Genomic DNA, 20,370 nt, shown 5'->3' with positions numbered 1-20,370 from the left:
AAAAAGTATAAATGAACAATAAAGGATTTAACTGGTTTTTTCCAATTGCAATCATAGCTCTTTTGTTACTTTTTGGCTCCAATTTTCTAGGAGACAATAGTGCGAAAGCTATCGATGAAGATGGTTTCTTCAGAGAAATGCAAGCGGGAAAAGTTCAGAATGTAATTATATATAAAGACACTGAAAAAGCTGATGTATTCCTGACCCAAGCTGCTAAAACAGCAACGGTGAATAAAAACAACAAAGAGAATAATCCGTTATCAGCATTCGAAATGGCTCCAAAAGCTGATTACACTGTTAAATATGGTGACTTACAGCTTTTCCTTCAGAAATTTGATCAGATAAGAGCAGAAAATCCGAACATCAAGACTACAAAAGATTATGGTGCAGGTAAAAGTCCGTTTATGGATATTTTATTTTCAGCATTGATCTGGATAGCTATTTTAGGATTGTTTTACTTCCTTCTTTTCAGAAAAATGGGAGGTGGCGGAGGCCCTGGAGGACAGATATTCTCTATCGGAAAATCTAAAGCAAAGCTTTTTGATGAAAAAGAAAGAATTCAGGTAACATTTAAAGATGTTGCCGGACTGGAAGGTGCTAAAGAAGAGGTACAGGAAGTTGTAGACTTCTTGAAAAACTCAGAAAAGTATACAAGATTGGGAGGTAAAATTCCAAAAGGAGTATTGCTTGTTGGCCCTCCGGGAACTGGTAAAACGTTATTGGCGAAAGCAGTAGCTGGTGAAGCGAAAGTTCCTTTCTTCTCACTTTCAGGTTCTGATTTTGTTGAAATGTTCGTTGGAGTTGGAGCATCAAGGGTGAGAGACCTGTTTGCTCAGGCAAAAGCTAAATCACCAGCGATTATCTTCATTGATGAGATCGACGCTATCGGACGTGCCAGAGGAAAAAATAATTTCTCAGGGGGTAACGATGAAAGAGAAAATACCCTGAATCAGCTTCTTACTGAAATGGATGGTTTTGGAACGGATGTCAATGTCATTGTAATGGCGGCAACCAACAGAGCGGATATCCTGGATAAAGCATTAATGAGAGCCGGACGTTTTGACCGTTCTATTTATGTGGATCTTCCTGAACTTCATGAAAGAAGAGAGATATTTGATGTTCACTTGAAAAAAATCAAGCTGGATGATAATGTAGACAGAGATTTCTTAGCGAAACAAACCCCTGGATTCAGTGGTGCTGATATTGCCAATGTTTGTAATGAGGCTGCGCTTATTGCGGCTAGAAACAGTCATACTTCAGTTACAAAACAAGACTTCCTGGATGCCGTAGATAGAATCATCGGTGGACTTGAAAAGAAAAATATGGCGATTAAGCCTTCTGAAAAGAAAAGAGTTGCTTATCATGAAGCAGGTCATGCTACCATCTCCTGGTTGGTAGAACATGCTTCCCCTCTTTTAAAAGTAACGATTGTTCCGAGAGGACGTTCACTAGGTGCAGCCTGGTATCTTCCGGAAGAAAGACAGCTGACGACTACAGAGCAAATGTTAGACGAAATGTGTGCAACATTAGGAGGTAGAGCTGCGGAACAAGTTATATTTAATAATATTTCAACAGGTGCACTTTCTGACCTTGAATCTGTAACTAAGAGAGCACAGGCAATGGTAACGATTTACGGTTTAAGCCCGAATATCGGTAACATTTCTTACTACGATAGTTCAGGACAATCAGAATATAATTTTGGAAAACCGTATTCTGAAGAAACGGCAACCAAGATTGATGTTGAGATCAAATCACTTATCGAAAACCAATATCAGAGAGCGGTACAGATCCTTACTGAAAACAAGGATAAACTGGATGCTCTGGCTAATAAGCTTTTAGAAAAAGAAGTAATCTTCCGTGAAGACCTTGAAGATATCTTTGGAAAAAGAGCGTGGGATCCTGAATTAACAGAAAGACCTGTGACGAATACGATCCCTTCTATTACCATTCATGAGAAGGAAGAAGAAAGTGAAATTCAGGCTCCGGAAAGCCCGACCCAACTTTAAAACACTTAAGAAATAGAGTATATAAAACCTGGTAATTTCAAAATTGCCAGGTTTTTTCATATTTAAACCTACATTTTTAGAATCTATTATAATTTATTTTCTATTTTTGTATAAAGTTGACTAAAAATACATTAAGTTGAGTTTATTTAAGAGAATTGTAAGCAAACTAACCAACCAGCCTGAGGAAGAGGACAAACAGAGTTTGGAAAAGCTTGGAGACTCGCTGAAAAATGCGGATCTTGACTATAAGTTTGCGCAATTATTTACGCATTCAGGTGGTTTTTTTAATTATTGTGCAGATGAAGCGGAAGCTCTACAGACTTTGAACCAGATTGCTAAGATAGAAGGTATTCAGAATATGTTTTGTTGGGATAAAGAACTTCAGAACTTTTTGAATGTTGTAAAAACTTCATATACTTCAGAATTGGAACATTCCAATGATGCTGCTTTCATTACCTGTGAGTATCTTATCGCTTATGATGGAAGAATTATGCTGTCTCACAATAATATTCTTCATTACCATTCTTCGAGGCTGCCGGATAAAATTATTATTATGGCAAATGTTTCACAGATTGTGAATAACCTCAATGATGCCATGGGAAAAATAAAACGGAACGGGAATATCAAAAACCTGACGTCAATTAGTGGAAATCAGTCTAAACTGGATACTTCTTCTAATTCCAATACAAAACTGTTTTTATTGTTGCTTGAAGATTAAGCATCAATTCTATAAATTATACATTTTGGACAAAAATCTCATTCAAAGAACTATTTCGGGGATTGTTTATGTTGCAATTATTATTCTTTGCACGACACCGCTCGGAGCTCAGCTGATTAATTCTATTTCTCCTGACCTTGTTAAGCAGCACTATCTATACTATGGGTTAATTACCTTTTTACTGGTTGTAGGTTCATGGGAATGTGTGAAGATCATGAAATTTGGAAAAGGATATGAGAAATGGATCGTATTTCCTGTGATCCTGATTATCTTTTATATGTTTTCCAAGAGATATTTTTATCACGATTTCTTTTTTGACTTCCGGTTGAGTGAAATACTGGCCCTTGCTTTAATAGCCATAGCTATTGTCACTTTATTTAAATATCCTACCGAATTATACTATGACAGCGGGAAGCTTATTTTTACCGTTATCTATGTTGCTTTACCATTTAGTTTCGCATTAGGACTTCCTAAATATTCCAGCTACGATAATACATTCTCTTTAGAGGTTTTGTTTTTATTTATTTTAATCTGGAGTAGTGATACCTTTGCTTATCTGACAGGGAAATTTTTCGGGAAACACAAAATGGCACCTAAAATCTCTCCAAAGAAGACTTGGGAGGGCTATGCAGGTGGAGTGGTGTTAACTTTAATTTTATCATACTTTATAGAGCATTATCAGCATGATCTTCGTGGCAACTGGATGGTTGTTGGTTTCTTAGTCGCATCTTTTGCTCCGTTAGGAGATTTGGTAGAAAGCCAGCTGAAAAGAAATTTCGGGGTTAAAGACAGTGGAAACATTATTCCCGGGCATGGAGGTGTATTAGATCGGCTCGATAGTTTTTTAATTTGCGCTCCTGTCGTATATTTGTACTTTATTTTAGAAAAATTTATTTAAAAAACTCATGAAATTACATAAAGAATCAAAAGGAACGATTACTGTAGCAACCATACTTTTTATTATTATTGGTGCTTTAGCTATTTATTTCCTTAAAATATGGTCACTTTTAATCATTATGCCCTTATTGGTCATTTACAGTCTGGTATTTTGGTTTTTCAGGGTTCCTAACCGTGAGATTCTTGATCATAAAGAAAATGTTATTGCACCGGTAGATGGAAAGGTGGTAATGATCAAAGAAGTGGAAGAGAACGAATTTTTAAAAGGGAAAGCCATTCAGGTATCTATCTTTATGTCTCCTTTGAATGTTCATATCTGCAGATATCCGGTTTCAGGGGAAGTGATTTACAAGAAGTATCATCCTGGAAAATATTTGGTAGCATGGCATGAAAAATCTTCTACAGAAAATGAAAGAACAACAGTTGCTATTGAGAGTTTAACAAACCATAAGGTTGTTTTCAGACAGATTGCAGGATATGTAGCCCGAAGAATTGTTTTCTATTGTAATGAAGGAGATCAGGCAAAAGCAGGACATGAGTTTGGCTTCATTAAATTCGGTTCAAGAATGGATGTCTTTCTACCTTTAGATACTGAGATTATCTGTAAAATAGGTGATATTACGAAGGGGGGACTCGACGTTATTGCGAAAATGAAAGAATAGATATATTATATTTCAAATAAAAAAGTCAGGGAGAAAATTGTTAACAGTTTTCTCCCTGATTTTTTTATACATGAACTCAATAAAAATTTGTATTTTAATTTCAAATGGATTTGTTGTTTCTAACAAACAATAGCAAGGATTTTAATGTTTATAGATGATCCTTTTCGTGTTCCTATTAGCGTATTTTATTCATAAAGAAATTTACTTTGGCATTCGTTTAGATTGCATTAAGTGCATTTATAATGAAATTTTTAGCATATGATAATAAGTAGGATGTTTTCTAACCCATTGAATAACAACTTAGAGGAGGCTAATGATGACTTTGATAGCCATTTTTTAGAACTTATCCATCGTTATATTTTATTTCTTTTTTTCTTATTTTTATTTTACTCCATCTTCACTGTATTTTTTTGGGGTGATGTTGTAAGTTCAGCGCTTTTAATTTTAATTACGTTTTTTTTTGCTTTTTTAATGGGCATTAAGGGGAAGATTAACAGCTTCTACGGAGTACTGAAAACATCTATTACTGTTGTGCTTATAGTTCTTACTTTTATAGTGAGTTTTTATGATAACTATACATCGAAGATTGCCGGGGTTGAATATTTTTATTTTTCTATTCTGTTCGCTCTGCCCTTTTTTTTCAATTATAAAGAGGATTATTATTCTATTTTATTGATTGTATTTATTATTGCTTTTAATTTTATCGGGTGCTTATATTGGGATTTAGACTTTTTGCCCAAAAGCAAATTCATGAAAAATGATGACTTTAAAATAGTACAGTTAATTAATATCATTTTTGTCATCACTAAATTTTTAATGGATATGTTCTTTTTGCATCAAAAAGATAAGTTGATCTATGGATTGATAGAAGAGAAACGGATTAAAGATTCCATCATCGAGGATTTGGTAAAAGCAAACAATGAGTTGATGGAACGACAAATAGTGACGAATAACTTAACAGAAGATAATATCTCCGAAATTTTAGAGCTTGCGGAAAATGGGTCACCTATTTTTCTTGAGAGATTCAAAATATATTTTCCTGACTTTATACCCAATATTTTGAAGATTAATTCAGACCTTATTAGCTCTGAACTTAATATCTGTGCTTTAATGAGGCTGAATTTTGATACTAAGAAAATTGCTTTATGCACTAATAGCAGTGTTAGGGCTATTGAAAGCAGAAAGTATAGAATACGAAAAAAATTAGGAATTCCTTCTCATACCAATATCAATAATTTTATACTCAAGATATAAGGCTCTTTATCATTTTCATCAGTTTTACTACTCATGAGTAGTATTGCGTAGTTGTATTTTTTAATTAAATCCATTATTGGTGATATTTTTGTGAATCTTCGCTTGTGTTTATGAGGGACGATAAAACATAAAACACAACTATAATAAATAATAAAAAAACAAAAAATGATGAACCTAAAACCTAAGCAAAAGCAAATAAGAATTGGAATTTTGCTTATACTTTTATTGATGACATTTGGAAGACTTTCTTCGCAGAACACCAATGGAGCGGTTGGGATTAATACTACTATTCCTAACTCAAATTCTGTCCTGGATGTTGTCTCTGGTGAAAATAACAAAGGTATACTTATCCCACGCCTTACAGAAGAGCAAAGGAATGCTATTTCCATTAATAAGGCAAATGACGATGGCCTTACGATTTACAATACGACTGAAGATTGTTACAATTACTGGAGTTTGGCAGATGATGAATGGAAGAGTGTATGTGGACAAATGGGAAAATCTGTCTTTACAATAAACTGTTCGGATACTAAAGCAATGGGAACATATATCCAGGGAAAAGAGCTAACAAATTCTAACTATCTCAATATTAGTGTGAATGTTACTAAAGTCGGGAATTATACGATTACAGGGACAACAACTAATGGCTATAATTTTTATGGAACCGGTGTTTTTTTGAATACAGGGATTCAAACTGTTCAGGTACTGGGACAAGGAGTGCCGGCTGTAATACAAACAGATACAGTACAACTTTCTGCAAATGGATTAGCAGTAGATTGTACGCCGCCTGTTACTATTAGTGTACTGAGCCCTGCCGGAGTGTATACAATGAGTTGCGGTAGTGCTACTCCCAACGGAGTATATAAAGTAGGAGTGACACTTACTTCTTCTAACACAATTACACTTCCTGTGAATGTGAGTGCATTAGGAAGTTATACCATTACCACCAATACTGTAGACGGGATTTCATTTAGTGGTTCGGGGACATTTACATCTACAGGAAACCAGAATATCACTTTACAAGGCGTTGGATCTCCTACTTCTACATCTGTAAAAAAAATAACAATTACTTCTAATAGCCAAGGAGGAGTTGCAACAACTTGTAATGTTAATGTTATTGTGGTTATACCTGCTAAAAAATTATTAGCAATAGGAATGTCAGAGAATGCGTACGGCTATAATTTTAGTGGTACAGCCGCATCTGGAAGAATGATTACAACAGCCTCAAATTTCGGGACTACAGCCACAAGTATTGTAAAAACTGAAGGGTTTACAAGAATTAATGGGGGAAATGGTCCTAGTGTTGCCAATTTACAAAACTGGCTTTTAGGGCCAGAACCTGTTGATATTATGGTTATTGGATATTCATGGGCAACTTCTGAAGAGGCTGCGGATGTCATTGCTGAATATTTGGTAAAAGGAGGCGTTGTCCTTGCATACAATGAAGCGACTGCAGGGATGCAAAGATTATTTAGAAATGTATTTAACGATAATAGTATTACTACGAGTAATGTAAACGCAGCTGGAGCTTTATACAGGCTTCCTGTTCTCAATGATGAAGTGATCAATGGACCTTTTGGCGATGCCAGAGGAAAGACATGGGGGGAAGATGCATCAGCAACAACTGCTGCACTTGGATTACCGGCTGGAGATATTGATGTGTATTCTACAGACTCTGATTTATCGCAAGCTTCACCGGGAGGTACAGCGGGTAGAGTAACTGCTTTTAAACATAGAACATTCAATTTTATTTGGTTTGGCGATGGTGGCTTTAACTCCAATTGTGCAGGCTCATCTGGTATCGTTTGTCCTTTTGTGGTGGATGGAAATAATTTTCCGGTAATAAAACCAGGGTATGGAAGAGGGGCTTCTTCAAGAAGCCAGGATGTATATAATTCTATTGTTTCGGCTAATGCATTTGCCTGGGCAATCAAAAGAGCCGAATTTAATGGGATAAATACTCAATAAATATAACAATAGCTAATATAGCTAACCCCTTAAACACAAATTCTATTATATTAAAAAAACACCAATGATATAGAGATATAACATTGGTGTTTTTGCGTTTTTTTAATAAGATTATGGAGTGCCTTAATCTTGATTCTATGAATATTTAGACGATTGTGTTTCCTATAAAGTTATTGTATTGGAGATCTATTTTGATTCATAGCTTTCCTCAATGAAAAATACAACCAAAGATGATCGAAAACAGAAAGTAATTATCAGGCTTTAATAAATTGCTTTACCTCGGTGATAAGATTGAGGATAAGCTGAACAGGTAAATCTTCTTCTTCATTGATTAAAAGGATCTTAAATTTCTTTCGACCCTCCTGGATCAATTCCGGATGATTTAGCCGGTCTCCATGATAAAAGCTGACATAGTGCTTTTTATGCTTTTTGCTATAATATAAATAGCAAAGCATTTTCTTTTTGTATTTGAAAAAAGGGAGTCCGAAGCTAAATGTTTCCGTAATGTTTTCCTGATCAGATTCCAGTATCTTTTTCCTTAAAAACAAAAGAGTACTTCTATCAGGCTCTTCAATTCTGTAGAAATACTCTTGTATAGGATTCATTTTAAATTGAAATTTAAAAAGATTTAATCAAAATTTTGAAGTTCAACCAGCTTGTGGTAAACTCCTCTCTTGGCAATCAGGTCGTGGTGGCTTCCTTGTTCTACGATATCACCTTTCTCCATGACCACAATCCAGTCGGCCTTTTGTATGGTAGAAAGTCTGTGTGCAATGACTAATGATGTTCTGTTTTCCATCATTTTTTCAAGAGCATCCTGAACAAATTTTTCTGATTCGGTATCTAAAGCCGAAGTAGCTTCATCAAGAATCATAATAGGAGGGTTTTTAAGAACAGCTCTTGCGATAGAAACTCTTTGCTTCTGCCCTCCGGATAATTTACCACCATCGTCTCCGATATTGGTATCGTAACCATTAGGAAGCTGAGTGATGAAAGTATCTGCGTTGGCAATTTTAGCTGCAGCAATAACTTCTTCTCTGGTAGCGTCAGGTTTACCCATTAAAATATTATTGTAAACCGAATCATTGAATAATACAGATTCCTGGGTTACCATTCCTAAGAGTTTTCTGTATTCCTGAAGTTTTAAATGCTTAATATCAGTATTGTCAATTAAAATTTCACCTTCAGAAACATCATAGAATCTCGCTAAAAGATTGGCAATTGTTGTTTTTCCACTACCACTTTGCCCAACCAAAGCAACTGTTTTTCCTTTCGGAATGGTTAGGTTGAAGTTTTTAAGAATTAAATTGTCTTTGTCATAATAGAATCCAATGTCTTTGAAATGGATGTTATTCTGAAGGGTTGATATTGAAACCGGTTCTGCGACTTCGTCGATTTTAATATCTGCATCGAGGATTTCCAATACTCTTTTTAATGAAGCCTCTCCTTTTTGAACATTAGAAATTGACGCTGACAAGCTTTTCATTGGAGGTAAGATCTGGAAGAAAATACCCAGGAAAACAAGAAAGTCAGCCGGAGATATACTTTGCTCAACAATAATTTGTTTTCCACCATACCATGCTATAATAAGAAAGGTGATGGAACCCAAAAATTCGCTCATTGGAGAAGCCAGTTCTTTTTTTCTACCTAATCTTATTGAACTGGATATCCATCTATTCATCGACCGCATAAAACGGTTGTCCATTATTTTTTCGGCGCTGAAAATCTTAATAACTTTTGTTGATTTAAGTGTTTCATCAACGATGGAAAATATAGTTCCCATTTCGTTTTGAGCTTCATGAGAGTCCTTTTTTAAACTTTTTCCAATCAATGCAATCATTGTTCCCATGACAGGTAAAACCAACAGAGAAAAAAGCGTCATCTCAGTACTCAGGAAGAACAGAGTGACGAGCGTACTGATAAGCATAAACGGAGCGTTAATAAGCTCGACTAAGCTGCCTAATATGTTGCCTTCAACTTCACCTACGTCATTGGACATACGGGACATGAGATCACCTTTTCTGCTTTCTGTAAAAAATGAAACGGGCAGAGAAAGTATTTTTCGATACATTGCTCCACGAAGGTCTTTGGTAACCCCTACACGATAATTAATTAACAGGAAAGAACCCAGATATCGGAATATATTTCTCAATAGAAATGTAAAAGCAGTCACGATACATAGCCATGCAAGTACTTTCAGCGGGCCATAATCTGTTACTAAGCTTTGAACATAATAATTAGAATATTCTTTTAAAAATGAAAAAAGATCCAAAATGTCTCCTGAATACGTAGGAGGAGACTCATATTTTTCAGGTTTTATAGTGCCAAAAAGCATTCCCAACACCGGCAAAATAGTTCCTAAGGAAGCTATCTGAAATACAGAATACAAAATGTTGAAAAATAAACTTCCATAAATGTATTTCTGATGAGGGCGTGCGAATTTGAGTATTTTTTTATATTCGTTCATTCAATGAAAAAATTGGATAGCAAAATTACGTAATTTTAAAAGATAAGACGTTCTTAATTCAGTTTTACTTTATCGTTATACTTCGGAGCAAAGTTTTTAGGAGATAATTTTTCCAAAGTTTTTCCGAAATTATTGATGATTTGGGTCAGGTTATTAAAATCAACAACCGATACATCATCACTTTCATTATGGTAATGTGTTGCTTTAGTCATATCAACTGTAGACAAAGAATGAGCAATAATTTTCTTCTTTACAAAACTTACGTTGTCTGATCTGTAAAACAGCTGCTGTGAAGCGTAAGGGTCCGGATATATCTTTAGTCCGTTTGCTCCGTTTTTATTCAATAATTCGTCAAGGTCAGAAAACTCATCTCCGGTCATGAAAAGTGCATTTTTCCCGAACTGCGATTCTGTAGCTACCATTTCAAAATTGAAAAGAGCGGTCAGATTATTATATATAGGATCTAAGTTTTTGTCATTTGCAATAGCTCTTGAACCAAGCATTCCTTTCTCTTCACCATTAAAGGCTATAAATACCATGGAGAAATCCGGAGTTTTGTTTTTAAAATAATCGGCAATACCAACAAGGGTAGTGATTCCGCTGGCATCGTCATCAGCACCATTGTAAATGTTATCCCCACTTTTATTGCTTGTACCAATATGATCAAAATGTCCTGAAAACCCAAGGTACTTATCGGTTTTTCCCTTTTTTATGCCACATACATTATAAGCGGTTTTTCCTTTATAGTCAAAAGGAACGAGATAAGAGGTTCCTGTACAGTATTCCAAATTATTTTCTTTGAAAAGCTTCGCGATGTAATTCGCTGCATGATCATTTTCAGGGGTTCCTATTTCACGGCCTTTCATTTCGTCTGAAGCCAATGTTGAAAGGACAGTGGTGATTTTGCTTACAGGAACTTCCTGTGCCAATGTTATGATAGAGAAAAGTGATAAGGTGAGGTAGGCTATTTTTTTCATTGAATCCAAATTTATTTATACAAATATAGGTCGCAGATTTATTGGAAATGTTGCACAAGGGGGAAGAATTTTTGAAAAACAGAAGAATAGTACTGAAATAGATGCTTTGCACTGATATCAAAATAAAATAAAAAACAGCTCCTAAAAGAAGCTGTTCTTACTCAAAAAAATCATTGTAAGGTTATCGGAGTCTGTCTACAGATTTTACGAGCCTCTCATCTTTGCGGATATATGTGTTTGCAATAAACAAACAAATAATCGCGATCAATGGAAAAAGTGGCTCAATACCCTTCTCAGGAAATTGAATTCCTCCGGATAAGTTGAGTAGCCAGTAAGCCAATACACCAATCAACAAAGCGTTTATAATGATGCTGATGGTATTCAGCAAAATTTGTCTTTTTCTGTTTTTAAAGCTGAATACACTCAGTAATCCAACCAAAACCAGTACAATACATGCACTATCTAAAACAGGAATATTCCCGAAAACATCAACATCTTCTCCTGTTATGAAGAGAAAAACAGCAGCTAAAACTGCCAGAAAAATCCATATAGTCTGTATTCTTTGTAGCATTGAATATTAAATTCTAGGCAAAAATAACATAAATTTTGCACAATTCAAAAATAAGTGTAGATTTGCATTATACAATGTACTTGAAAACAAAAGTCACCGGACTTACTTTTCTTACTCACAATTAATTACATTTTTACATAAATATGTTTAACATTGAAACGTTAAGGTCAAAATCCGTAACGGAATTGACTAAAATCTTAAAAGATTTAGGCGTTAAAGTTGCAAGAAATAGCACTGAAAATGATAAAATCTTTGCCATTCTTGACTTTCAAGCTTCTAACCCTAAAGTTGCAAAAGATTATTTCAACACGACAGAAGTCAGTATGAATACTGAAGATGATACCGTGCAGAAAGAACCTAAAGCTCCTGTCAAAAAAGCGGCTCCAAAGAGGACCGCAAAACCTAAAGTGGAGGCTAAGGCTCCTGCAGAAACGCAAGTAATAGCTGAGGAGAAGCCAGAAGAAAAAGAAATTGTTTCTGAAGCACCCAAACAAGAGGAAGTAAAGCCTCAGACTACAGAAGAGAATTCCGCTTCATCTCAAGCTAAGAAAAAAAGAAAAAGAGTTACCACCAACGCAAGCAATACGGAAGCTCCTATTCAGGAAAAGGCGGAAACGCCAAAAAATACAGAGTCTCAAGAATCTGCTCCTACAGAAGAAAAGCCTAATAACCCTCAATCCCAGGCGAGACCTCAAAAAAATCACAATCATCCACAGAACGGTGGAAACTCTCATAAAAATCAAAACCAGAATCAAAATCAGAACCAGCAAAATCAGAATCAAAACAGACATTCTGATAAGCAGGAAGAGCACCATGAGTCCAGAAAAGAATTTAACTTTGATGGAATGGTTAGTATTGAAGGGGTTCTGGAGATTCTACCGGATAATTATGGATTTTTACGTTCTTCGGACTTTAGTTATATTTCGTCTCCGGATGATGTATATGTTTCTACTGCACAGATCAGAAACTTTGGTCTGAAAACAGGAGATACAGTAAGAGGTATTGTAAGACTTCCAAAAGAAGGTGAAAAATATTTTTCATTATTAAGACCAACAGAAGTGAATGGACGCGATCTTGCATTTATTAAAGATCGTGTGGCATTTGAATATTTAACGCCACTTTTCCCTGAGGAAAAATTCAATCTGACAGGTAATAATGCTACTTTATCTACAAGAATTGTAGATCTTTTTGCCCCTATTGGAAAAGGACAAAGAGCAATGATTGTTGCACAGCCTAAAACAGGTAAAACAATGTTGCTAAAAGATATTGCCAATTCTATTGCAGCAAATCACCCTGAAGTATACATGATGGTACTTCTTATCGATGAGCGTCCTGAGGAAGTTACCGATATGGAGAGAAGTGTAAACGCAGAAGTAATTGCCTCTACATTTGATGAAGCTGCTGAAAAGCATGTGAAAGTTGCCAATCTTGTATTAGCAAAGGCTCAGAGAATGGTGGAATGCGGTCATGATGTGGTGATCTTACTAGATTCTATAACAAGATTAGCAAGAGCATATAACACGGTGACACCGGCTTCAGGAAAAGTTCTTTCCGGAGGGGTGGATGCCAATGCATTGCATAAACCAAAAAGATTCTTTGGTGCTGCAAGGAAAATTGAAGGTGGAGGATCTTTAACCATAATTGCTACGGCTCTTATTGATACAGGTTCCAAAATGGATGAAGTGATCTTTGAAGAATTCAAAGGTACCGGAAACATGGAACTTCAATTGGATAGAAAAATTGCTAACAGAAGAATTTATCCTGCCATTGATCTGGTATCTTCCAGTACAAGGAGAGATGATCTGCTTCTTGATGAAGTTACATCGCAGAGAATGTGGATCTTTAGAAAGTATCTTTCTGAAATGAATCCTGTAGAGGCGATGGAATTTGTCAACAAAAACATCAAAGGAACTCTTAATAATGAGGAATTCCTGATGTCTATGAATAAGTAAATAGATTAATTTAATATTGTTAAAGTAAGAAGTGCAGATGATCTACATCTGTGCTTCTTATTTTTTATAAAAGGTCTTTTTGGGAATCTAATCTATCAATGTTAAAGATTTATTAAAATAATACGCTATTTTTGATAATAGCCCATTTATTGGCTAACTTTGAATTATAACATTAAAAATTAAAATTATGTCATTTGAATTACCAAAACTAGGATATGCGTATGATGCATTAGAGCCAATTATTGATGCGAAAACAATGGAAATTCACTATACAAAGCATCACCAAGCTTATATAGATAATTTAAATAAAGCGATTGAAGGCACAGACCTAGCTGGAAAAACTATTGAAGAAATCTGCAAAATCGGAACAGATAAGCCTGCAGTAAGAAATAATGGTGGAGGACATTTTAACCACTCTCTATTCTGGCAAATTTTAACTCCGGGAGGAAGCAAAGAGCCTGTAGGAAACGTAAAAGCTGCTATCGAAAACTATGGAGGTTTTGAAAAATTCAAAACTGACTTTGCAGATGCTGCTAAAACAAGGTTCGGTTCAGGATGGGCATGGTTAGTTAAAAATGCAGATGGATCTGTAACAGTTTCTTCTACTCCTAACCAGGATAACCCTTTAATGCCTGTTGCTGATGTAAAAGGTACTCCGGTTTTAGGATTAGATGTTTGGGAACATGCATATTACTTAAACTACCAGAACAGAAGACCTGATTATGTTTCTGCTTTCTTTGATGTAGTAAACTGGGATAAAGTTGAAGAATTATTTAATAAATAATTTCAAAACGATAAAAATAAAAAAGGTTCAGAAATTTCTGAACCTTTTTTATTTAATACCTTGTAACATCGCTGCCACTCAAACCATTCATTCGCAGTCCGTATTTCCAGTTGACATAAGCGAAAACCTGATAGAGCTTGTACTCAAATTTTAATCCGTAATTTTCTCTGGGATCATAGCTTATAGATGACTCAATAACATTTCTGTATTTTCCTGAGCTGAAATAAGAGTTCCATTCATTGACCAGAATGGCATTGCGTGATTTTAAAAAAGATTCTGAATATTGATTCATGGGTTTAGCGACTGCATTCAAAAAATAATCATACTGAGTATCCAGTACAGTGAGGTCCCACTCTCCATCATCATTTTTTAATGGCTTTATTTCCGACTTTTCCTGCTCATTCTTTGGATGGGTTTGTGAGGAACAACTGAAAGGGATGCAGGATAAGAGTAATAAGAGAATTAAATTTTTCATACTTATAAAGTTACATAAAAAAATACTCTATTTTGATGACTCTATGTTACGGTTCTCTTTGGAGAACGACAAAAGCTGGAAAATGATCACTGTAACCACCTGTAAACCGATCTCCATTCCAGGAACGGAAAGGGTAGCCTTTGTAATTTCCTTCTTTATTAATCAGATAAGGAGGGGCGTAGATTTCGGTTTTGTATAGAGAGTATTCTTTGGTTACCTGATCTGAAATTACATTTTTTGAAACAATGATCTGATCAAATAAATTGGGAGCATCCTGATAAGCTAAAGATGCAATTCCCCTTTTGTACAAAGGATACATCAGATTTAAATATGGAGTATTCTCACTTAAATCTTTAGGATTGCCCACTGATTTTAAGTGATTTTTTAAGCTTGCGCTTACCGGATCATCATTAAAATCTCCCATCGCAAAAAGTTTAGTAGAAGGATCTGTGGTTCTTATACTATCCATTTGTTGTTTTAAAAGCACTGCCGCTGCATTTCTTTTCGGAAGGGACACAGCTTCACCTCCTCTTCGTGAAGGCCAGTGGTTCATAAAAAAAGCTACTTTTTCATTGTCCAGAAATCCGGTAACAACCAAAAGGTCTCGGGTATATTCTCTTTTTCCTTTTTCACGATAGATGACCAGTTCTTTTTTTAATGAATTGGTTACAGTGAATCTTCTTTTCTGGTAGATTAGAGCAACATCAATTCCCCTGTAATCGTAAGAGTTGTAATGAACGATTCCATAATCATATTTTGCCAGAACGGGCTCTTTGATGAGGTCTTCAATGACCTGTCTGTTTTCAACCTCGATCAATCCAACAACAACGGGAGCTGTCTTTGTGTATTGTGATCCCAGTTCGGAAATTACTTTAGCGGTATTCACCAGTTTGGTTCTATAAACTTTAGTGTTATAATTCTTAGGGCTTTGTGGGGTAAATTCAGTGGATCCACTTTGATATCGGATTACTTTTTTTCCTTTTAATAGCTCATTGCTCCATGGGCCATTATATTTTTCAGCTTCCAGAAATTGGATGGAGTCCATAGGAATGCTTCGGTGGAATGAAGGGTTGGTGATGGCTTTTGTTCCGTCAATATAATCCGCTGAACGGATTGTATCAAAAAGGTTTTCTACATTTAAGAAACCTATAGCAGCTACTTTTCTCAATTTGCCTTGCTGTGCAAAGATGAACATTGAAAAAAAGAGGCTGATAAAAAATAATTTCTTTTTCATACCTATACGTTTTAAGGTGATTCACTTGTGCTTCTTTATTCTTAAAGATAAACAAATTTTTTATGCCATATAATTCCCATTCAAATGAAATAGCATTCCAAAATTTTATTAAATTTATAATACATTAAGTTTTAAAAGAAACAAAACTTAAGAACAAATGATTAAAAACACAGATGCTTATGATGAGAAAATTATTATTGATCTCTTGGTCTACTTTATTTCCTACATCTTATTATTTAGCACAAACTACCGTTTTTGCTTATTTTAAAGATGTTGATGGAAAGCCTATTGAAAGGGTAGAAGTAGATTTAAAAGGGTATGAAAATGTAATGGCCGATAAAATTGGATACTTCCAGTTTGTAGACTTACAACAGGGTCATTACCAGATTGTGATTACAAAACCTAATTACGAAACCAAAGTAGTAGCGTTTGATATCAGCGCCGAAGAAAAAAGAAAGGATTTAGGAATCATTACACTTTATTCCAGTGTATTTATTGCAGACCAGGGATTAGCTATCATTGACGGAGATGATAATGATGACGATAATAACCAAACTTCCACGGTTGGACTATTACAGTCTTCTCAGGACGTGTTCAGTAGAATTGCTGCATTTGATTTGGGGTTTTATTGGTTTAGACCGAGAGGAATAGACGGAAGGTCAGGAGAAATTATGCTCAATGGAATTTCCATGATTAGACCCAATAATGGAAATGTAGATTTTGGAAACTGGGGTGGCCTTAATGAAATTACCAGATATCCGGAAATCTCTACCAACCATTCACCTTCAGAATATGCATTTGGAGGAAACAGTTCTGTTATTTATAAAAATACCAGAGCGAGCGAATACAGAAAAGGGTTTCAGTTTACGCAATCTTTAACGAATAGAAATTACCGAAACAGAACTTCTTTGCGGTATAGCTCGGGAATGAATAAAAAGGGCTGGGCCTTTACGTTTATGGGAGCAAGAAGGTGGGCAGAAGAAGGAATACAGGAGGGAACATTTTATGATGCTTATGGAGCCTATTTGGGTATAGAGAAGAAATTCAGTGACAAACACAGCATGACATTGAATTTTATAGGAGCTCCATACAGACGATCTACCGCTAGTCCAAGTACGCAGGAAGTATACGATTACAGAGGGGTGCATTATAATTCTTATTGGGGATATCAGGATGGAAAGCAAAGAAGCGAAAGAGTAAGAAAAGGTTTTCAGCCTATGTTCCAAGTTCAGGATTTTTGGAAGATTGATCAGAAATCCAGTCTCTGGACTTCAGTATCGTATCAATTTGGGAAAGATAAAGGCTCTCGTCTGGATTGGCAGAACGTACAAAATCCTTCTCCTACCTATTATAGAAATTTGCCTAGTTATTATGGAGCTTTGGATGCTGATGCTTCGATTCCTATAGGTTCTGATGGCATCATGACGACTGCTCAGGAAGCTTTTCAGAGCTTTAGAAATGCCTGGACTTCCGGAGATCCCAATATCACTCAACTAAACTGGGATCAGCTTTACAGAAGAAACAGACAGCAGCCTTCGGGGATTTATTATGGACAAACAGGGAAACGAGCCTTATACTATCTGGTCAATGATGTCAGGGATGATCAAATCTTTAATGTAGTCACCCATTTTACCCATAATTTTAATGATACTACCCAATTTCTTTTCAATGCCTCTTATCAAAACTATCGTTCAGAACAATACCGGGAAGTCAATGATCTTTTAGGAGCTGATTTTGTTTTGAACAGGGATCCTTTTGCTGCGACTAATCAACCCGGAAAATCCGGTTTATTTAATGACGGTGAGAACGATGTTATTAAAAGGGTGGGAGACAAAATGACGTACGATTATATCTTTAGAAGACAGGAAATAAAAGTAAATCCGTCATTGAAACTGACCACAGGCAAGTTCGATGTATTTATTTCAGCATTGATGGGATACTCCACTTCCAGCCGAGAAGGATTATTTAATCATTATTTATATAAAGATTCTAAAGGAAGAAGCAATGATTATAATTTCTGGAACTATGGACTGAAGGGAAAAATTATTTATAAACTTAACGGAAGGCATTTTTTTGTATACAACGGAGCTTATTATTCTCAATCTCCTTTTTTGGAAGATCTCTTCATAAATCCGAGGGTTAATGGATCTGTGGCTCCCAATATCAGAAACATGGTAATAAATGCCAATGACGTTAGTTATATTATATCTTCTCCATTTTTAAAGCTGCGGGTAACAGGGTATCTTGTCGATACAGGCAATGAAACTACAGTACAACGTTTTTTTGCTGATGGTATCCAACTGAATAATGCGGATGAACAAGGAAATGAAACATTAGTACAAAGTGCATTTGTTACCCAGATCATGACGGATGTTAAAAAAAGAAATATGGGAGCAGAGCTTGGGATTGATGTAAAAATTCTTCCTACTTTATCTTTACAGGGGTTGATAAGCTATGGACAATTTACGTATCAAAATAATCCGGTTACGTATTTTGCTTCAGATGCAACCGGTGTCTTCTCGAATGGACTTTCTTATATGAATTTGGGAAAGACCTACATTAAAGGTTACCGTCAGGGAGGAACACCACAACAAGCATATTCATTAGGGTTTAGATATAATTCTCCTAAGTATTGGTGGTTTGGTGGCAATTGGAATTATTTTGATGATCACTATTTAGATCCGTCGGCCTTAGTAAGAACGCAATCGTTTATTCAGAATAATAATTCCTCAACGCCTTATCATAACCTTACGGAATCTGAACTGAGAAGGGTACTAGCGCCTAATCAGCTACCCTCATCATTTTTTATCAATGCTAATGGGGGGAAATCCTGGGCTATAGGCAAATATTATGTTCTGTTATCTGCTACTGTTAATAATATTCTGAATAATAAGAGGTATATAACAGCAGGTTTTGAACAGCCCAGAAATGCAAAATTTCCTGACTTTGCACAAGATAATGACAGAGAATTCACATTATTTGGTCCAAGATACTGGTATACCCAGGGAAGGTCCTATTTTGTTAATCTGCAACTCAGATTTTAATTACTAACTCTTTAAAATGACATCGATGAATATAAAAAAATACTTTAGTTTATGGATAATAGCAGTCTTTGTTGTGGTTGTTATTGCCTCTTGTGTACAAAAAGACGACTGGGAAACTCCTCCCATTCAATGTACAAATAAATTCCCTGAAGCGACCATGACCATGGCTGATTTTAAAGCCCAGGCACCACAGAGCGGTTATATCTCTATTGATACGGATCAGATTTTTGATGGCTATGTGGTATCTTCGGACGAAAATGGAAATTTCTTTAAGACCATTTCCTTTCAAGATAAACCGGAAAATCCTACAGCAGGATTGCAAATTGAAGTAGACCGGTCTAATAACTATACCGATTTTCCTGTAGGAGCCCATATCAGGATAAATGCAAAAGGGCTCAGACTGGGAGTTGATAGAGGAGTTGTAAAGATTGGTGCTGTGGATAAAACATTTCCTATCGGGAGAATTCCGGGAGTTTTATTAAACAGATACCTTTCGGGAGTTTGTAATGGATCAGGATTAGATATTGTTGATATAAAACCTTTGGAATTGGCTAATTTTAAGCTTGCACAGGATACACAATATTTAAATATGCTCGTTAAGGTTCCTAATGTCCAGTTTTCCGTTGATGAGTTGGGAAAGACATACCTTAATTATGTTGCTGGAGCAGGCGTGGATACAAGCAGAAGTATGGTTGATGCCAGTGGAAATACCAGTGTATTGAGAAATTCTGCTTTTTCAGCATTCGGATCAACACTGCTTCCGGAAGGGAAGGGAGACTTAACATTTATAGTGAGTCGTTTTAATTCCTCCTGGCAGATGTTGATAAGAGGATTGAATGATGTTAAGCTTGGTGGAAAGAGATTTTTCTTTGAAGGGTTTGACGGAGGGAATCTGGATAATTGGTTTACTGTAAATGTAACCGGAGCACAGGTTTGGAATATTCAGCAGTTTGGAAACCCTAAACCCTGTGTCGTGATGAATGGTTTCGCCGGAGGCAATAATGCTAATGAAGATTGGTTGATTTCAAAGCCTATTTCTTTACAAGGATTAAGCTCTGCGACAGTATCATTTGACACGGATGTAAGACGTGATGGAAACCCTCTTGAAGTCTTTGTTACTGAAAATTATACTGGAGATCCAGCTACCACAGTTTGGATGCCTTTATCAGCCATATTAGATCCAGATGCCTCAGCATTTAATACATGGACTAATTCAGGAGATATTAACTTAGATGCTTATGTCAATAAAAATATTTCAATAGCGTTCAAGTATACGTCTACAACGTCAGCAGCTGCAACATGGCAGATTGATAATATAAGGGTGTTAGGGAATTGATGTGGGATGAGGTAATGGATGTTTT

General features: G+C 35.8%; 16 protein-coding genes. 10 read left to right on the top strand and 6 right to left on the bottom strand.

The genetic code is table 11. The features are described 5' to 3' along the window. Positions 1-11 precede the first annotated feature (11 nt). From ftsH to CJF12_RS12955, 6 genes are all read left to right on the top strand, one after another. Positions 12-2,006 carry an ATP-dependent zinc metalloprotease FtsH gene (ftsH, locus tag CJF12_RS12980; protein ID WP_034680579.1) on the top strand — a complete coding sequence of 665 codons (1,995 nt, stop codon included), beginning with the start codon at positions 12-14 and terminating at the stop codon, positions 2,004-2,006. Positions 2,007-2,142: 136 nt separating this feature from the next. Beyond that, entirely contained in the window at positions 2,143-2,724 is a 582-nt protein-coding gene (locus tag CJF12_RS12975) for an LUD domain-containing protein (RefSeq protein WP_034680576.1), read from the top strand. Positions 2,725-2,749: 25 nt separating this feature from the next. After that, positions 2,750-3,622 (top strand): phosphatidate cytidylyltransferase, encoded by an 873-nt coding sequence (locus tag CJF12_RS12970; protein WP_034680906.1) that lies wholly within the window; start codon positions 2,750-2,752, stop codon positions 3,620-3,622. Positions 3,623-3,629: 7 nt separating this feature from the next. After that, the gene (locus tag CJF12_RS12965) at positions 3,630-4,283 is read left to right on the top strand and encodes a phosphatidylserine decarboxylase family protein (protein WP_034680574.1); all 654 of its coding nucleotides are present in this window, start codon (positions 3,630-3,632) and stop codon (positions 4,281-4,283) included. Positions 4,284-5,033: 750 nt separating this feature from the next. After that, positions 5,034-5,537: a helix-turn-helix transcriptional regulator gene (locus tag CJF12_RS20230; RefSeq protein WP_228379026.1), complete on the top strand. Its 504-nt coding sequence runs from the start codon at positions 5,034-5,036 to the stop codon at positions 5,535-5,537. A gap of 165 nt (positions 5,538-5,702) precedes the next feature. After that, complete coding sequence (locus CJF12_RS12955; protein ID WP_131329466.1) at positions 5,703-7,505, top strand: hypothetical protein; 1,803 nt, start codon at positions 5,703-5,705, stop codon at positions 7,503-7,505. Between the two features lie 254 nt (positions 7,506-7,759). Here CJF12_RS12955 and CJF12_RS12950 read toward each other — a convergent pair whose 3' ends face one another. From CJF12_RS12950 to CJF12_RS12935, 4 genes are all read right to left on the bottom strand, one after another. Then, positions 7,760-8,110: a DUF1801 domain-containing protein gene (locus CJF12_RS12950; protein ID WP_034680570.1), complete on the bottom strand. Its 351-nt coding sequence runs from the start codon at positions 8,108-8,110 to the stop codon at positions 7,760-7,762. 23 nt (positions 8,111-8,133) lie between these two features. After that, positions 8,134-9,972 (bottom strand): ABC transporter ATP-binding protein, encoded by a 1,839-nt coding sequence (locus CJF12_RS12945; RefSeq protein WP_034680568.1) that lies wholly within the window; start codon positions 9,970-9,972, stop codon positions 8,134-8,136. 53 nt (positions 9,973-10,025) lie between these two features. After that, positions 10,026-10,949 carry a M28 family peptidase gene (locus CJF12_RS12940; protein ID WP_034680566.1) on the bottom strand — a complete coding sequence of 308 codons (924 nt, stop codon included), beginning with the start codon at positions 10,947-10,949 and terminating at the stop codon, positions 10,026-10,028. Positions 10,950-11,130: 181 nt separating this feature from the next. Next, positions 11,131-11,520, bottom strand: coding sequence for a DUF4293 family protein (locus CJF12_RS12935; RefSeq protein ID WP_034680563.1), 390 nt, complete (start codon positions 11,518-11,520; stop codon positions 11,131-11,133). Between the two features lie 143 nt (positions 11,521-11,663). Here CJF12_RS12935 and rho point away from each other — a divergent pair, with 143 nt between their 5' ends. After that, positions 11,664-13,472: a transcription termination factor Rho gene (rho, locus tag CJF12_RS12930; protein WP_034680560.1), complete on the top strand. Its 1,809-nt coding sequence runs from the start codon at positions 11,664-11,666 to the stop codon at positions 13,470-13,472. A 187-nt stretch (positions 13,473-13,659) separates the two neighbouring features. Next, positions 13,660-14,256 (top strand): superoxide dismutase, encoded by a 597-nt coding sequence (locus CJF12_RS12925; RefSeq protein ID WP_034680557.1) that lies wholly within the window; start codon positions 13,660-13,662, stop codon positions 14,254-14,256. A gap of 52 nt (positions 14,257-14,308) precedes the next feature. Here CJF12_RS12925 and CJF12_RS12920 read toward each other — a convergent pair whose 3' ends face one another. Then, the gene (locus CJF12_RS12920; RefSeq protein ID WP_034680554.1) at positions 14,309-14,731 is read right to left on the bottom strand and encodes a DUF6146 family protein; all 423 of its coding nucleotides are present in this window, start codon (positions 14,729-14,731) and stop codon (positions 14,309-14,311) included. A 46-nt stretch (positions 14,732-14,777) separates the two neighbouring features. After that, positions 14,778-15,965: an endonuclease/exonuclease/phosphatase family protein gene (locus CJF12_RS12915; RefSeq protein ID WP_034680552.1), complete on the bottom strand. Its 1,188-nt coding sequence runs from the start codon at positions 15,963-15,965 to the stop codon at positions 14,778-14,780. A gap of 179 nt (positions 15,966-16,144) precedes the next feature. Between CJF12_RS12915 and CJF12_RS12910 the strand changes: the two genes are divergently transcribed. Both CJF12_RS12910 and CJF12_RS12905 read left to right on the top strand, forming a co-directional pair. Further along, the gene (locus tag CJF12_RS12910) at positions 16,145-19,009 is read left to right on the top strand and encodes a TonB-dependent receptor (protein ID WP_034680551.1); all 2,865 of its coding nucleotides are present in this window, start codon (positions 16,145-16,147) and stop codon (positions 19,007-19,009) included. Between the two features lie 25 nt (positions 19,010-19,034). After that, complete coding sequence (locus CJF12_RS12905) at positions 19,035-20,345, top strand: DUF5689 domain-containing protein (protein ID WP_051887137.1); 1,311 nt, start codon at positions 19,035-19,037, stop codon at positions 20,343-20,345. Positions 20,346-20,370 lie beyond the last annotated feature (25 nt).

This window comes from Chryseobacterium piperi (assembly GCF_002285635.2).
In the GTDB taxonomy this organism is placed as follows: Bacteria; Bacteroidota; Bacteroidia; order Flavobacteriales; family Weeksellaceae; genus Chryseobacterium; species Chryseobacterium piperi.
This window is presented reverse-complemented; position numbering and strand designations above follow the sequence as displayed.

Bases quoted from the DNA above. Each gene is read 5' to 3' on its own strand.
- CJF12_RS12965 (WP_034680574.1), top strand. From the start codon at position 3,630: ATGAAATTACATAAAGAATCAAAAGGAACGATTACTGTAGCAACCATA.
- rho (WP_034680560.1), top strand. From the start codon at position 11,664: ATGTTTAACATTGAAACGTTAAGGTCAAAATCCGTAACGGAATTGACT.
- CJF12_RS12945 (WP_034680568.1), bottom strand. From the start codon at position 9,972: ATGAACGAATATAAAAAAATACTCAAATTCGCACGCCCTCATCAGAAA.
- CJF12_RS20230 (WP_228379026.1), top strand. From the start codon at position 5,034: ATGAAAAATGATGACTTTAAAATAGTACAGTTAATTAATATCATTTTT.
- ftsH (WP_034680579.1), top strand. From the start codon at position 12: ATGAACAATAAAGGATTTAACTGGTTTTTTCCAATTGCAATCATAGCT.
- CJF12_RS12920 (WP_034680554.1), bottom strand. From the start codon at position 14,731: ATGAAAAATTTAATTCTCTTATTACTCTTATCCTGCATCCCTTTCAGT.
- CJF12_RS12910 (WP_034680551.1), top strand. From the start codon at position 16,145: ATGATGAGAAAATTATTATTGATCTCTTGGTCTACTTTATTTCCTACA.
- CJF12_RS12915 (WP_034680552.1), bottom strand. From the start codon at position 15,965: ATGAAAAAGAAATTATTTTTTATCAGCCTCTTTTTTTCAATGTTCATC.
- CJF12_RS12925 (WP_034680557.1), top strand. From the start codon at position 13,660: ATGTCATTTGAATTACCAAAACTAGGATATGCGTATGATGCATTAGAG.
- CJF12_RS12950 (WP_034680570.1), bottom strand. From the start codon at position 8,110: ATGAATCCTATACAAGAGTATTTCTACAGAATTGAAGAGCCTGATAGA.
- CJF12_RS12955 (WP_131329466.1), top strand. From the start codon at position 5,703: ATGATGAACCTAAAACCTAAGCAAAAGCAAATAAGAATTGGAATTTTG.
- CJF12_RS12905 (WP_051887137.1), top strand. From the start codon at position 19,035: ATGAATATAAAAAAATACTTTAGTTTATGGATAATAGCAGTCTTTGTT.
- CJF12_RS12940 (WP_034680566.1), bottom strand. From the start codon at position 10,949: ATGAAAAAAATAGCCTACCTCACCTTATCACTTTTCTCTATCATAACA.
- CJF12_RS12935 (WP_034680563.1), bottom strand. From the start codon at position 11,520: ATGCTACAAAGAATACAGACTATATGGATTTTTCTGGCAGTTTTAGCT.